This is a genomic window from Paenibacillus sp. LHD-38 (genome assembly GCF_031157315.1).
Classification (GTDB): Bacteria; Bacillota; Bacilli; order Paenibacillales; family Paenibacillaceae; genus Pristimantibacillus.
This window is the reverse complement of sequence record NZ_JAVIFU010000013.1, coordinates 19,728-34,951: the sequence shown is the minus strand read 5'-3', so window position 1 is coordinate 34,951 and position 15,224 is coordinate 19,728. Positions and strand designations below refer to the sequence as shown.

The 15,224-nt window shown below is 45.7% G+C and carries 12 protein-coding genes; 10 read left to right on the top strand and 2 right to left on the bottom strand.

Annotated features, from left to right (window positions below):
* Nucleotides 1-3 precede the first annotated feature (3 nt).
* The 10 genes from dinG (at nt 4) to RCO25_RS12980 (ending at nt 13,767) form a co-directional block, all read left to right on the top strand.
* A complete protein-coding gene (gene dinG, locus RCO25_RS13025; protein WP_308996582.1) occupies nt 4-2,910 on the top strand; it encodes an ATP-dependent DNA helicase DinG in 2,907 nt (968 codons plus the stop codon).
* Nucleotides 2,907-3,563: a redox-sensing transcriptional repressor Rex gene (locus tag RCO25_RS13020; RefSeq protein WP_308996581.1), complete on the top strand. Its 657-nt coding sequence runs from the start codon at nt 2,907-2,909 to the stop codon at nt 3,561-3,563. Before dinG ends, RCO25_RS13020 begins: the two co-directional genes overlap by 4 nt.
* Nucleotides 3,544-4,845 carry an amidohydrolase gene (locus RCO25_RS13015; RefSeq protein ID WP_374992108.1) on the top strand — a complete coding sequence of 434 codons (1,302 nt, stop codon included), beginning with the start codon at nt 3,544-3,546 and terminating at the stop codon, nt 4,843-4,845. Before RCO25_RS13020 ends, RCO25_RS13015 begins: the two co-directional genes overlap by 20 nt.
* Nucleotides 4,846-4,877: 32 nt before the next feature.
* Nucleotides 4,878-5,375: a cell wall elongation regulator TseB-like domain-containing protein gene (locus RCO25_RS13010; protein ID WP_308996580.1), complete on the top strand. Its 498-nt coding sequence runs from the start codon at nt 4,878-4,880 to the stop codon at nt 5,373-5,375.
* Between the two features lie 115 nt (nt 5,376-5,490).
* Complete coding sequence (locus RCO25_RS13005; protein WP_308996579.1) at nt 5,491-6,021, top strand: hypothetical protein; 531 nt, start codon at nt 5,491-5,493, stop codon at nt 6,019-6,021.
* Between the two features lies 1 nt (nt 6,022).
* Nucleotides 6,023-7,516: an AAA family ATPase gene (locus RCO25_RS13000; RefSeq protein ID WP_308996578.1), complete on the top strand. Its 1,494-nt coding sequence runs from the start codon at nt 6,023-6,025 to the stop codon at nt 7,514-7,516.
* A 151-nt stretch (nt 7,517-7,667) separates the two neighbouring features.
* On the top strand, nt 7,668-8,540 hold the full coding sequence (locus tag RCO25_RS12995) for a 3-hydroxyacyl-CoA dehydrogenase family protein (protein ID WP_308996577.1): 873 nt from the start codon (nt 7,668-7,670) through the stop codon (nt 8,538-8,540).
* A complete protein-coding gene (locus RCO25_RS12990; RefSeq protein ID WP_308996576.1) occupies nt 8,540-9,751 on the top strand; it encodes an acetate/propionate family kinase in 1,212 nt (403 codons plus the stop codon). The genes RCO25_RS12995 and RCO25_RS12990 overlap by 1 nt, the downstream gene beginning before the upstream one ends.
* A 26-nt stretch (nt 9,752-9,777) precedes the next feature.
* The gene (locus RCO25_RS12985) at nt 9,778-10,458 is read left to right on the top strand and encodes a DnaD domain protein (protein ID WP_308996575.1); all 681 of its coding nucleotides are present in this window, start codon (nt 9,778-9,780) and stop codon (nt 10,456-10,458) included.
* Between the two features lie 276 nt (nt 10,459-10,734).
* Nucleotides 10,735-13,767: a family 43 glycosylhydrolase gene (locus RCO25_RS12980; protein ID WP_308996574.1), complete on the top strand. Its 3,033-nt coding sequence runs from the start codon at nt 10,735-10,737 to the stop codon at nt 13,765-13,767.
* A gap of 345 nt (nt 13,768-14,112) precedes the next feature.
* Here RCO25_RS12980 and RCO25_RS12975 read toward each other — a convergent pair whose 3' ends face one another.
* Both RCO25_RS12975 and RCO25_RS12970 read right to left on the bottom strand, forming a co-directional pair.
* Nucleotides 14,113-14,268 carry a hypothetical protein gene (locus RCO25_RS12975; RefSeq protein WP_308996573.1) on the bottom strand — a complete coding sequence of 52 codons (156 nt, stop codon included), beginning with the start codon at nt 14,266-14,268 and terminating at the stop codon, nt 14,113-14,115.
* Between the two features lie 7 nt (nt 14,269-14,275).
* Nucleotides 14,276-15,133 carry a MerR family transcriptional regulator gene (locus tag RCO25_RS12970; protein WP_308996738.1) on the bottom strand — a complete coding sequence of 286 codons (858 nt, stop codon included), beginning with the start codon at nt 15,131-15,133 and terminating at the stop codon, nt 14,276-14,278.
* Between the last annotated feature and the right edge of the window lie 91 nt (nt 15,134-15,224).

Sequence of the window (15,224 nt, the reverse complement as noted above, 5' to 3'; positions counted from 1 at the left end):
TGAATGAAATTTGCAGTATTGGACTTAGAAACGACGGGACATAGCTCGGAGGATGACATTTTACAGGTTGGGCTGGTCATCGTTTCTGATGAGCTTGAAATCATCGATACGTTTAGCTCCTTTGTTCGGCCTAACATCCCAATACCGGCCTTCATTACACAACTAACAGGCATAGATGAATCGGTTGTAGCGGATGCTCCAACACTCAAAGAGGTTATCGACAGCCTTGTTCCATTATTGGACGATGCGGTGCTGGTCGCTCATAATGTTGGCTTTGACGCCGGATTTTTAAACCAAGCGCTGAACCGTTGCGGCTTACGTCCGTTTGGGGGACGCAGGCTGGATACCATTGAACTACTTCGAATATTTTATCCTACAATAAATACGTACCAGCTTGGAGCTGTCTCTGAGCTTTTCGGTATCCCGCATGATCAGCATCACCGTGCAGATAGCGACGCTAAGGCAACCGCGTTATTGCTAATCGAAACGGTTAAAAAGCTTCGCAAACTGCCGCTGCTCACTTTGCAGCGGCTTTCCGCGCTTGTAGACGACGGAAGCGATTTAAGCTGGTTCATCAAGCATACGCAGCAGGAAATGGAGTATCGGACCGTATTTGAATCCAATGAATATGATTATTTCAATCAATTTGCGTTAAAGGTGCGCGAATGGAGCGACGAACAACCGCCGCGGGCTGGCAGCGTTAATTCCATGCCGTTAACCGATGTTTCATTCGATAATTATCTAGCCGATGTAAGGCATCGTTTCGAGCAAAAGTTTGATAATTACGAAGAGCGGGAAGCGCAGGTAGCCATGTTCCAAGAGGTGTACAGCGCACTTAATCAAAATCAGCATTTGCTAATTGAGGCGGGAACGGGGACAGGGAAATCGCTTGGGTATCTAATACCGGCACTTTATTACGGAATCCAAAACGGTAAAAAGGTAGTCGTCAGCACCCACACTATCAATTTGCAAGAGCAGCTGAGACAGCGTGATTTGCCGCTTCTGGAAGAAATTTTACCATTTGATTTTAGAGCTTCTATCTTCAAAGGCAGAGGGAATTATTTATGTCTGCGAAAATTTGAAGGCAAAGTGAACACAAAAGATTTGGTATCGCCAATCGAGGATACGGTGACGGCAGCGCAAATGGTCGTATGGCTGGGTGAAACGGAGACCGGGGACCAAGAGGAGCTGAATTTTGGCAACAAAGGTTCTGACTTTTGGTCTACCGTAGCAAGTGATACGGATTCATGTTTAAATCGTGCCTGCCCTTGGTTTAAAAGATGCTTTTATCACCGGGCTAAGCATGAAGCCAATATAGCTGATGTCACCATAACGAATCATTCCATGCTGTTTACCGATGTCCAAGCAGATCATCGCTTGCTGCCATCGTATACTCATCTCATTATTGATGAAGCACATCATGTCGAAGAGGTGGCTGGCAAGCATCTGGGCATGCAGATCAATTATTTCTCTTTAACGCAGGCTGTACTTCGTCTTTATAAAGATACGCGCTCGGGACTTTTGCCGGGACTTCGCCAAAAGCTATTGTATGAGGATGACGCGCATCAGGCTTCCTGGCTGGAGACCATAGATACGGTTATTCCGATTTTCCAAGAAATAAAAGAACACTGGGATAAGCTCTTTGAAATGTTCTACAGCTTCACGACTACCTCATCGGATGGTCCGACTGAAAATGGACAATCGGTATGCAGGCTGAAGAAAAATGAACTGCCTGCGGGTTGGGAGGACGGAGTCACGGTAGAAGGAAATCTTCATACCGAGCTGAATCGAGTAGTCCGCACCGTCGACAAGATGGTCACGGATATCAAGGATCGTGTTGACGATTCATCCGTTCAGGCGCTGATTACGGATCTAAACGGTGCTGTCCGCGATTTAACCCGTCTAAAGGATGAGCTTCGGACATTTATCAAGTTAGAACTTACAGATTCCGTATTTTGGATCGAAGCAAGCAACAATTACCGTTATCGCTCAGTGCAGCTTTATGGCGTGCCGGTTGATGTAAGCGCCCAGCTGCAAAAGTACTTTTTCGATGTGAAAGAAAGTATCGTACTGACTTCCGCTACTTTGTCCGTTCAGAAATCCTTTCAGTATGCCGAAGAGCAGCTTGGCCTAACAGGGTATGAAGAACAAGGCAGGTTAAAAACGGTGCAGCTGCCTTCTCCGTTTAATTATAGGGAGCAAGCGCTGGTGGTCATTCCGCGTAACTTCCCTGTTTTGAAGGGAGTCTCCGTCGATGATACTTATTTGGAAATGCTGGTTGCATCGCTTGCTGACGCCGCAAAGGAAACGAAGGGCAGAATGCTTGTATTGTTTACTTCGTACCGCATGCTTAAACAAGTATACGAGCCATTAAAAGAGAAGCTTTCCGTCTCCGGCATTCAAGTGCTGGGGCAAGGAATCGACAGCGGCAATCGCACAAAACTCACAAGACGCTTCCGCCAAACGCCTGAATCCGTTCTGCTCGGCACAAGCAGCTTCTGGGAGGGCGTGGACATACCGGGTGAAGCATTGATCTGTCTGGCGATCGTGCGTTTGCCTTTCCAACCGCCAAGCCATCCGTTAGCGGAAGCAAAGGCGGAAATGCTGCAGCGGCAAAAGCAAAACCCGTTCATGAAGCTTTCGATCCCTCAAGCCGTTATTCGCTTTAAGCAGGGTTTTGGCCGTTTGGTGAGAACATCGCAGGATAAAGGAATCGTCATCATCTATGATACTAGAGTGATCGATACGTATTACGGGAAACATTTCTTATATTCCTTGCCCGGTCCAAAAATCGAAACCATGCATACGGATCAAATGATTGTACGAATGCGGGAGTGGCTAAGCGAAGAGAAAACTGCCCAGCCCGTGGTTCGTCATAACGAGGCAAGCGCAGAGGAGGAGAAGCGATGAAGCAAACGAAAATATCGGAGGCTGTCGTCAGAAGGCTTCCCGTTTATCTCCAAGTGTTGAATGAAATGGTGAATCGAGAAATCCAAACCGTTTCTTCACAGGATTTAGGCACAAAGCTTGATTTGAATCCTGCTCAAATTCGTAAGGATCTTGCATATTTCGGTGAGTTCGGCCGAAAGGGCGTCGGTTATGATGTCGTTTATTTGATTGAAAAAATCCGTCAGATTCTAAAGGTTGACCAAACGATCAAGGTCGCGCTTGTCGGCGCGGGTAATTTGGGGCATGCCTTGTGCAATTACAATAAGTATTCCAAGGATAACATGCAAATTACGGCGGTTTTTGATGTTCATCCGAGCAAGATCGGAACGAGCATCAATAATCTGAAAGTATTGCCCATGAGCGAACTTATCTCTACGGTTGCAGAACAAAAAATCAGAATCGGAATCATCACGGTTCCCGCTTTTGAAGCGCAAAACGTGGCTAATCAATTCGTAGAAGCAGGCGTAGAGGGCATTTTGAACTTCGCGCCTGCCATTTTGCGGGTGCCTGATGAGGTGCGTATTCAAAATGCGGATTTTACAAGGGAATTGCTTAGCATAGCCTATTATTTAGTTAGAGAAGGAGAGACGCAGGATGAGTCAGATTTGGATTGAAAACGGATTGTTTATTACAATGGATGATGAAAACCCGTCATTTAAAGGACATATGGTCGTAACCGACGACCGTATTACGTACATAGGTACACAAGCTCCTGAGCAGCTTTCTGAAGTTGTTCAAAAAGTGGATGGCAGTAAGCTTGCTTTTATGCCAGGACTCATCAATACGCATGGACACGCCGCTATGAGCCTGCTTCGCGGTTACTCGGATGACCAAAACCTGCAGGTGTGGCTGGAACAGAAGATGTGGCCTATGGAAGGCAAATATGTCGACCAAGATACCCGCGCCGGCAGTGCTTTAGCTATCGTGGAAATGCTTCGATCTGGTACAACAGCATTTGTTGATATGTACGATCGCATGGATCAAGTTGCACAGATGGTTGAACAAAGCGGCATCCGCGGCGTTTTGACGAGAGGCGTAATCGGACTTTGCCCTCCTGACGTACAGGAAGCTAAGCTTACTGAAGCCATTGCTTTCGCACGCGATTGGAATGGTAAAGCAGACGGTCGTATTACGACGATGATATCTCCTCATGCGCCGTATACCTGTCCTCCTGAATATATCGAACGCTTTGTACAGGCCGCGCATGATTATAATTTGCCTCTGCACACTCATATGTCTGAGACCATCACCGAGGTTGAACAAAATGTCAAAGACTACGGACTTCGCCCTGTCGAGCATTTGGATCGCCTAGGATTTTTCTCCCGTCCCGCGCTTGTTGCCCATGCAGTTCATTTAAATGACGCTGAAATTGAGCTGCTCGCTGCCAAAGGGGTTGCCGTATCGCATAATCCCGTTAGCAATCTTAAGCTGGCAAGCGGAATTGCTCGCGTTCCCGATCTGCTTCGTGCAGGTGTTACGGTATCTCTAGGTACAGACAGCGTAGCAAGCAATAATAACCTCGACCTATTCGAGGAAATCCGTTTCGCTGCTTTGCTTCATAAAGGGGTTTCAGGAGATCCGACGGCTATTCCGGCCTCGGAAGCGTTAAAGCTTGGAACGGTTTATGGGGCTAAATCAATCTGGCAGGAGGATAAACTCGGCAGCCTGAAGGTCGGTAAAAAAGCCGATTTCATCGCAATTGATATCGAGCAGCCGCATTTCTATCCGAAGACAGATATTGTGTCACATTTGGTTTATTCAGGCTCTGGGCGAGACGTTCGGCATGTGTGGATCGACGGACGGCAAGTTTTGAAAAACGGCGAATGCACCTTCCTCGATGAGGAGAAAATTCGTTACGAGGCGCAGGCGAGCTTCGATCGCTTGCTTAACGCCTAATGCGCGCCACAGCAAGGAAACGTCCGCCGTTCATGACGGTTCAGCGATGGTTATTCGTAATCATCGCTTGTCTCTTGCTGCTTCTAACAGTCGGTTTTATTTATTTCAATGAAATACAAAATCCGCAATGGGCGGCAATTAAAGCTGCCAAGAAGCAAGCTATAGAAGCTGCCGAGCTTACTAAAGTTGAAAAGGTCTATCACCATACTTGGAATAAAGAAACCTGGATTATTGAAGGAATCAATAAAGAGGATGAGAATGTATTTGTATGGTTAGCGGAGGAGAAGCTGCCCGAGGTGACCAAAGCCTCAGAAGGAATTTCCGCGCAGGACCTTAAAGCTACGTTCAAGAGCAAGCAGCCAAAAGCAGTTGTGAAAAGGATTCAACCCGGCTTGCTTGAAGGTCAGCGAGTGTGGGAAATCTATTACAGCGACGGTGAAAACCCGGCCCATTACCATTATGATTTCTATCGTTTTGATAATGGAAACTTCATTGATTCCTATAAACTTCCATCTCGGACGGAGCCGTAAGGCTCCGTTTCCTTTATTTGCGGGACGAATCCAGCAGGAAAACATGATATACTCTCGTATAGAGGAATTGATATACGGAATAATCATATAAAAAGCTGCGGGAGGGATTTTGCATATGTTGAGACCGCGAGTGATACCAATAGTAATTACAGCAGCCATATCGGCTTCCGTTTTATTTGGCGGTTGGGCAATTTACAATCAAGTAGCAGTAGCAGCGCCGTTAGAGCAGGTCGCTAAAGAAATAACCGGTGTCGTTTCTTCAGATAAGCCGGTTATGGATAATGAGCAGGTAACCATTCCAATTGAATTGAACGAGGATGCGAATCTTCGCGATGTATATGAGAGAATTCAGGCAAACGGCGAAGATATATTTGATGACCGTCAGCTTACGTTGAAGTTTAAAGGGAAACCAAATAAGCAGCTTGAGGATTTATGGTATGCGGCCATGTTCGATATTGCTGAAGCCATGGAGACCAAAACCTATTCCAACATTCCAGAAGCGATGAATAAGGCAGCTAAAGCGTACAAAGATATAACGATTTCAACGGAAATGGATGAAAAAAACGTATATATTACGATAAAAAATCCTGAAGCGGTGAAATACGTCGTGCTGCCTCGCACCTCTAACGAATTGGAGGCTTGGTAATATGCGGAAATATGGGATTGAAATTGCGATTGGATTGGTGCCAATTATCATTGCGTTTTTGATCTTTATCGGACAAAATGTCGTTCCTATGCTGATGCTCGGCGTTATTGGTTTTGCAGTCGTCTATGCTGCACGCGGCAGAGGCAAGCTAACGGCCATGACCGGACAGAAACAGCGTACCGACGTAAAGTCTACTCCCTTTACCTTTGAGCAAATTGGAGGCCAGGAGAGGGCAAAGCAGGAGCTGGTTGAAGCTCTTGATTTTCTTGTTCATCAGGACAAAATAGCAAAGCTCGGCATTCGTCCGCTTAAAGGCATATTATTGGCGGGCCCTCCGGGAACCGGTAAGACCCTGCTTGCTAAAGCTGCCGCTCAATATACAGATTCGATCTATTTGGCTGCTTCAGGCAGTGAGTTCGTCGAGATGTATGTCGGCGTTGGCGCGGGACGCGTACGGGATTTGTTCAAAGAAGCGCGTACCAAAGCAAATAAAGCCAAAAAGAGCAGTGCAGTCATTTTCATTGATGAAATCGAGGTCATCGGCGGCAAAAGAGACGGCGGACAGCAGCGGGAATATGATCAAACCTTGAATCAGCTGTTGACGGAAATGGATGGCATACACGCCAATGAATCCCCGCGGATTTTGCTGATTGCAGCAACTAATCGCAAGGAGATGCTGGACAGCGCGCTCTTGCGGCCAGGCCGCTTCGACCGCCATATCGGCGTCGAACTGCCGGATAAAAAGGGCAGGCTGCATATTTTGAATATACATGCTAACAATAAGCCCATTGAAGACGGGGTTGACTTGGATCGAATCGCGCGAGAATCTTTCGGTTTCTCGGGCGCACAGCTTGAGAGCGTCATGAATGAAGCAGCGATCTATGCGATGCGGGAGAGCCGTGAGCAAATCGCGGAAAATCATCTATCCATGGCGATCGATAAAGTGATGATGGGCGAGAAGACGGATCGGGAAGCGACAAAGGAAGAACGTGAGCGCATCGCGCTTCATGAGCTTGGTCATGCGATAATGGCGGAGCTGGTACGCCCAGGCAGTGTTTCACAGGTAGCCTTATCGCCACGGGGACAAGCACTGGGTTATGTGCGTCATAATCCACAGCAGGATCAGTATTTATATACAAAAGATTTCCTAAATGGACAAATTATGATTGCGCTTGGCGGAGCTGCAGCGGAGGAAATGTTCTACGGTGACCGCAGCACCGGATCGAGAGGCGATTTCGAGCAAGCTATGAATATTGTTAAAACATTAGTGGAATCCGGTTTGACCGATCTAGGCATAATCGATGCATCCATGATGACAAAAGATGTATGGGCTTTAACGAACCGCACGATTTTGGATGAGCTTATGCTGCAAACAAAAGGGATGTTAGAATCCAGAAGAGATGTATTTACGAAATCGCTGGAAACGCTGCTGCGAGAGGAAACACTTAGCGGAGATGAGTTTAGAACGCTATTTGCGACAAATTCAGCAGCATAAAACGTTTACAATATTACAATTTGAAGGCGGAGTGTCTATCCGCCTTCTATTTTTGATGAAAACCGTTATAATAAGATTGAATTATTATTGCAGAGAATGCTTCTCAATTCGTTATAAGAAGCAGACTTACCATACTAAAGGAGCTAATACATTGCATATAAAAACAGTAGGCGTGGTAGGCGTGGGGACCATGGGGCAGGGAATAGCAGAAATGCTTGCCTCAAAAGGATTGGATGTAATTATTATTGAGCACTCGGACGAGCGTCTTGTTTATGGCAAACAAATGATCGAAGTTAGCCTGGACAAACAAATAGAAAAATGGGCGCTCACGAAATCCGAGAAGAAGCTTATTATGAATAGAATAGAGGCAACGACAAGCTATGAAAGGCTGGCGGATTGCGAGCTCGTCATCGAATCGATTACGGAGGACTTGGAGCAGAAAAAAGCAGTTTTCGAAGCTATAGATCGGATTTGCGGCCCGGATGTTATTCTTGCGAGCAATACATCAACGCTTAGCTTAACGGAGCTTGCCAGTGTAACGAAGCAGCCTGACCGCGTGATTGGCATGCATTTTATATATCCCGTATCTAAGATTGATTTGGTTGAAATCGTCCGCGGTTTGAAGACTTCAGAGGAAACGTTCGTGCAGACGAAACATTTTGTTGAAGAAGTCATTAACAAAAAAGGAGTCATGGTGTTTGAATCTCCCGGCTTCGTGACATCCCGCCTCATCTGTTTATTCATTAATGAAGCCCTTCATGTATTGGAGGAAGGGGTAGCTTCCGCAGAGGATATCGACAGAGCAATGCGTATAGGGTATTCCTTCCAGCATGGGCCTTTTGAAATGTGCGACCGCTTCGGACTTGATTCCGTGCTTGCTGCTCTTGACCGGATGTTCCGTGAATACGGGGAACTCAAATACCGTCCGTCCATTGTGCTGAAAAAAATGGTGCGTGCAGGACATTTAGGCGTCAAATCAGGCGTCGGCTTCTTTAAATATGATAAGGATGGGGACCGGATCTAATGAAAGTACTAGTCATCAACGCAGGAAGCTCCTCGTTAAAATATCAGCTCTACGATATGAGAGATGAATCCGTGCTGGCAAGCGGCCGCGTAGAGCGTATCGGAATGGATTCTTCCATTGTCACGCATGAACCGGTCGATAAGCCGGAGGTACGTAATGTAAGTGAAATACTCGATCATGTTACGGCTGTTAAACGGGTCATAGATATGCTTACGCATCCGGAATTCGGCGCAATCAGTCATTTGAATGAAATCGAAGCGGTTGGACATCGTGTCGTACACGGAGGCGAGGTGTTTAGCAGCTCCGTACTCGTTACGCAGGATGTTAAACTGGAGATTCGCAGATTATTTGACTTAGCCCCTCTGCATAACCCGGCCCATATGATGGGAATTACGGCAGTAGAAACGAATTTGCCGGATGTTCCGCAAGCGGTCGTATTCGATACCGCATTCCATCAAACGATGCCAAACACATCCTATTTATATCCGATTCCAACCGTATTGTACCGCCGACATAAAATTCGTAGATATGGTTTTCATGGCACATCGCATTCCTATGTGAGCGCGCAAGCAGCGGACTATTTGAAAAAACCGTTGGAATCGCTCAAAATGATCACCTGCCACATCGGAAACGGGGCAAGCTGCGCAGCGATTTTGAACGGAAAATCATTCGACACGAGCATGGGGATGACTCCTCTCGAAGGTCTAATGATGGGGACGAGAAGCGGCGATATTGATCCAGCTATCGTGCCTTTTGTTATGAATAAAGAGGAATTGACATTAAATGAAGTTAATTCTATGCTTAACAAGCATAGCGGAATGCTGGCTATTTCTGGGATAAGCAGCGATATGCGAGAGGTTACTGAGGCGATGGTCGATGGGGATAAAAACGCCAAGCTTGCTTTTGATATGTATACTTACCGTGTGAAGAAATATATCGGCGCTTACGCGGCTGCTATGAACGGTGTAGATACCATCGTGTTTACGGCCGGCGTGGGCGAGAATTCCGTAGCTTTGCGCAAAGCGATTTGTGAAGGCATTTCTTTTCTCGGCATTGAGCTTGATGAAGCCCGCAATGCCGAGCGACGCAAGGATGCGCGTGAAATTACGACCGACAGCTCCCGCATAAAAGTACTCGTCGTTCCTACAAATGAAGAGCTGCTGATCGCGAGAGATACTTACAACTTAGTCAAGCAAGCTAAAAAGTCATAAAAGGTTAATTTAGGAGGCAGCTGGCAGTGAACAACGAGATATGGAAGGCTTACTCGCATGGTATGGCTGCTGCAGTGCAGGAAGGCGGCGTATATGTATCGGCGATGCTGTTGCGTACATACCGCCAGCTTGGTTTATCGGACACAGAAGCGATGCTGCTGCTGCAAATCATGGTTTACATGGATGCCGATAGGAATGACTTTCCTACGCCAGCGGAGCTGGCTGAGCGTATGGGGTTAACCGTAAAAGAGGTTGGCCAACTGCTCGGCCGGTTGATGAAGGAAGATTTTTTAACCATTGATGAATATGTGGACAACTCCACGGGCAGGCAATCGGAGCGCTATAATTGGACAGGATGGCTGCTTAAAGCTACTTCGCTTACTGCAGAGCTGAAGCGGGAAACGAAAAAGGCTGATCGGCAGCCTGCAAAGCAGCAGCAAGCGCCAGCATCGGATTTGTTCAGCGTATTCGAGCAGGAGTTCGGAAGATTATTATCTCCCATTGAGTGCGAGACGATCTCCGGATGGCTTGACCATGATCGGTATACGGAGGAAATCATCCGTTTTGCGTTGAAGGAAGCTGTTTTTGCAGGTAAGCTAAGCCTGCGGTACATTGACCGGATATTGATTGAATGGAGCCGCAACCGGGTAACAAATGCTGACGAAGCCCGCGCGCATGCACAGAAGTTTCGCGGAGGAAGAGGTTAAGCCCTTAGGCTTAGCCTCTTTTTTTATACGGATCAAGCTATCAAAGCGAGGGTCTAACGTAAACGATAATCAAATCAATGGGTTAATCGGTATTCTGAAAATAGAAAAAAAGGATAGAAAATTGTAAAAAAGATCGGGATATTAGAAATATATATTTTTGGAAATGTGTTAAGTTTGTAGCACACCGTAAATATGGGAAAAGGAGGAAACCTATTGAGTAAATAATGCTGCCAAATGGTTAAAGTAGATATGAATTCTAGAATTGGAGGAATCAGTATGAAAAGAGCATTAGGAATGCTCATGGCTATTATCTTATTTACAGGTATGATCAACTTACCTATGAATGCTCATGCTGCAGATTCAACAATGGAAGGTCACGGATTGTTGGGTGAGTTTTTTAAATGCGTAAAAAACCCTAATGACAGGGAAGATATTACTATATTTAAATTCGATGATTTACGAGGAGAAAGAGCTGTTGCCAATTTAAATGGTGATTCGTTTGCTAGCATTTTTAACCAACTTTCAGGAACACCCGATTTTAACACAGCACGATTTACAGGTACCATAGTACCAGAATATACGGAGGATTATACCTTCCATATGGTTGGTGATGACGGGTTCAGAGTATGGATTAATGGAGCGCTGATTATTGACTTTTGGCAGCAAAAATGGGAAATCCCACAAGTTAGTGTCCCGGTTTCTTTGGAAGCAGGGAAACATTATGACATCAAAGTTGAGTATCTGCAAGGCTGGGGGGGTTCATGGCTTCGTATGGAATGGGAAAGCGCAAGCCAGAATAGAGAGATCGTTCCTGAATCAGCACTTTATTTGCCGGCAGATCGATTGATCGCAACTAAAAAAGCGGATCTGGCAGCAGAAATTCAAAAGGTGGTTTATTTAACAGAAAACTTTGCTGACAAAGTAACCGAAAGCGCATTCAATCAGATAAATGCCGTAAAAATAACCGCAGAGACATTGCTTGACACGATTGATGACCAAGAAGTAGATGACAGAGAGAAGGCAGAATTATTAATAGAAGCGATTGAAAACGTTTCTATTGCCCGTTCCGATTTTATGAAAGAAATGGGAGTCACAAGTTTTTCGGTATCTGACAAATTCAACAACCCGCTTTATCAAGGACAGGACCCCTTTGTAACTTATAAAGACGGATTTTATTACTTTGTATCTTCCAGTAATCTAGACTCTAACAATAAAGTTTATGTATCCAAATCCCGTACCCTGATCGATCAAGGTGAAAAGGTCATGGTATTTGATTCAAAAGGAACACAAACTAGGATTTTCGCTCCGGAAATCTTCTTCTTTGACGGAAAATGGTATATCTATTACTGTGCCGACTTAAAAGAATATGGTTACAAACATATGGCAACCGTTTTGGAGTCCGTCACCGATGATCCGCTAGGGGAATATGTGGATAAAGGCGCTTTATATGCTGGCGAGAATGGCGAGTATAAACAAGCAAATGACTTTACGGTATTCGAATATAACGGACAACTTTATGCGGTTTGGGGTACCTTAGGCCCCGGGGAGCCGATCGGACCGGCCATTGCTCCAATGGATAATCCATATACGATTACGGCAGATCGCTCTTTCTTGCCAGGCGGCGGCGGGGAAGGACCTCGTGTATTACAAAAAGACGGAAAAGTATTTATCACGATGTCAGAGGGCGACTATGCGTCAGATGGTTATCGTTTATCTTATTTCACAAATACAGATGGGGATTTCTTAAATCCGGATTCTTGGACCCGTACGAATGATGTTTTCGTAGCTACCAGTGATGTATCCGGACCCGCCAGAGCAGGATTTGTAAAATCGGCAGACGGCACGGAAGATTGGATGATTTACCATTCACGCGTATATCAAGATACGGGACGTAACTGGTGGCGTGAAGTAAATATTAAGAAAATCGGTTGGAATGAGGATGGAACACCTCAGTTTGGCGAACCGGTTTCTCCCTATGAATGGCAAGAATTACCTTCGGGAGATTTGGGCCTAGGTGATATGTATCAAGCAGAAGACGCCATTCACTATGGTGACATTACAAAAGACAATACCCATGCAAATTATCAAGGTACTGGTTATATTAACCTGCCGGAAACCTCTGGTGCTGAAGCGAGTTTTGTCGTGAATGCAGAAGAAGAAGGGGATTATATCGTTGGCGTGAGATATGCTTACGGCGTACAAGTAAATGGGGAATCTACAAATAATCCTACGACGCAATTACCAGCAAGGGCAAAAATCAATGTTTATGTAAATGGTATACTCGTAAAAACAATTGCTCCAGACAAAACGGCAATCAGCTGGGATGAATGGTTTACCGCTTCTGAGCGTTTGAGCTTACAAGCAGGTGAAAATGTAATCAGTTATCGTATTGATAACGGAAGTATTGGTAATGTGAATTTAGACTTTTTAACGACGTATAAGGCAGATGTACCAAATCCAAATGTTTCAAAAGAATTAACGGGGACACTTACAGGCATGTCTCAAGTTCCGCTAGGAAATGATTTCGAGGTGAACTATGGTTTAGCCCATGTGTCGAACAGTTTGGAAGATGCTATCTTTGCACAGGATCTAATCTTCAACTATGATCCCGAAAAGCTTGATTTTGTTTCAGCCGTATCCCTGAAAGAAGGTCTTTTGGTCATTGATTCTCAAACGGAAGTCCTTGGTCAAGTCCGTATTCTGCTTGCAAGCCAAGGTGCGGATCATCCCGTCACCAGCGATGGGGATCTGCTTAAATTAAACTGGAAAGCGATCAAAGAGACAGCTAATACAAGTATTACTCTGTCTCGGGCACAGCTTGCAAGCGGAGCGGGTGTGGAGACAACACTTGCACCTGTCACGCATAACCTGCAAGTCACTAGCACTAATGATCTGAACAAAGAAGCTTTGAATTCGTTAATTGCTGAGTCACAGGCTGCTGTGGATGCAGCGGTGGAAGGCAGTGCGCCAGGACAATACCCGGTTGGTTCCAAAGCTGCTTTGCAAGCTGCGATAACTGCAGCCGCGGCAGCATCCGAGAATGCTGAAAGCCAAGCAGCCATCGATCAAGCCGTAAGCATCTTAAATCAGGCTTTGCAAGCATTTGAAAATTCAGTCAATGCTTCAAAATCGGGTGATATTAACGCAGACGGTAAGGTGACCATTGGCGATCTCGGTATTGTTGCTGCCAGCTATGGTAAAAACTCGGCAAGCCCTGATTGGAATTTGATCAAAAAAGCGGATATCAACCATGACGGTGTCATTGATGTTGCTGATCTAGCGGTTATTGCAAATGCAATTTTTGAATAAGGCAAAGCATTTGGGAATAAAGCGAGGGTGATTATGCCCTGGGGAAGAAGCCAAGTCGCGGACGATCAGTCGTTAACGTGACTTGGCTTTTTTCCTTTACACAGGTTTCTGGATTGTCTATTTTATAGTTTAACTCCAAAAACTCCTGTTAATGAGCATGTATTAGGCGAACAGCGAAAATTAACTGGAAATTCACCATTTAATTTCGAGAAAAACGAGTATTGATAACGAAATCAATAGAATCAGCAGGAGAAATTCCCGTTAATCGTAATTCACTATTTAATTGTGTCAGAATAGCGGGAGATGTTCCCGTTAATTGAGAAGGCCATAGGCTGAGAAAGCTGTTTACGGCTTACTCGCATAAAGAAGTGCCGTCACGGGAGTTAGATTGGCCAGCATGGTTGAATAGCCTTTGCCTTCAAGCCAGTTTACCAGCTCGGAAGCAATGGAGAGATGCCAGGTTGAATGTGATTCCTTCTCCATGTATAAAGGTGATTTCAAAACTTTATCATCTTGCGGTCATGATTCCTGTTACAACGAGGCGGCCGCCATGAAGCAGCACACGATCCATCTCTTCAAGGGCCAAGAGCTGCTGGTTATGATTTAGATGATGCATGGCAAAGCTGCATGCAATGAAGGAATAACTTTGGGCAGAGAGCGGCAAGGCCAGCATATTACCTAGCTTAGCATCAACAGAAGGCAGCCTTTCCCTAAGAATAGCGAGCATCTCGGCGGATTGCTCGACAGCGGTGAGTCTTGCTCCTGCTCTAACGAGCAGGGCAGATAAATTGCCGCCGCCTGGTGCCAGCTCTAAACCAACCTCGCCCATACCCGGATCCAGCCATTCTACCGTTTTAATTAAGGCTTCATTATATTGCTCCTCTGACAGCAATCCGTCAAGCGTAACGAGAGGCGTATCGTACCCGTGCTGCAGCGCTAAAAAATCATAATTCCATTGATCGCTCCAAGAAGCTCGGACCAATCGGTTGCGCTTCATTTCTTCAGCCGCATTTTCCACTTTATCAAGCTCGGGGAGGCCGCTGCGCCGCCATTCGGATATCGTAAGATCAAGCGACTGCAGCGCTTTCGAAGCGGTAATCCATTGTTCATATAAAACAGCGCGTGCACTGTCAACTGTGCGAATAAATGCTTCAGGCTCATCCATAGAGGATAAAGCATCATGGATGGAGGACAAGGACATACCTAGTTCCCTAAGCGATGTAATCCAGCGCAGCCTGATAAGATCATGCTCAGAATAGGAACGATACTTGTTTACAAGCGCCTTGCTAGGACTAATGAGTCCTTTTTCTTCGTAAAATCGCAGCGTGCGGGGTGTAACGCCGAGCTGTCGAGCTGCCTCATGCACCTTCAAAAAAAATCACCTCTTATGTCATTATGAACGTTTCCGTTACGTCAAAGTCAATCTTTCGGAAACATGCAAACGAGACTTAGCCGCG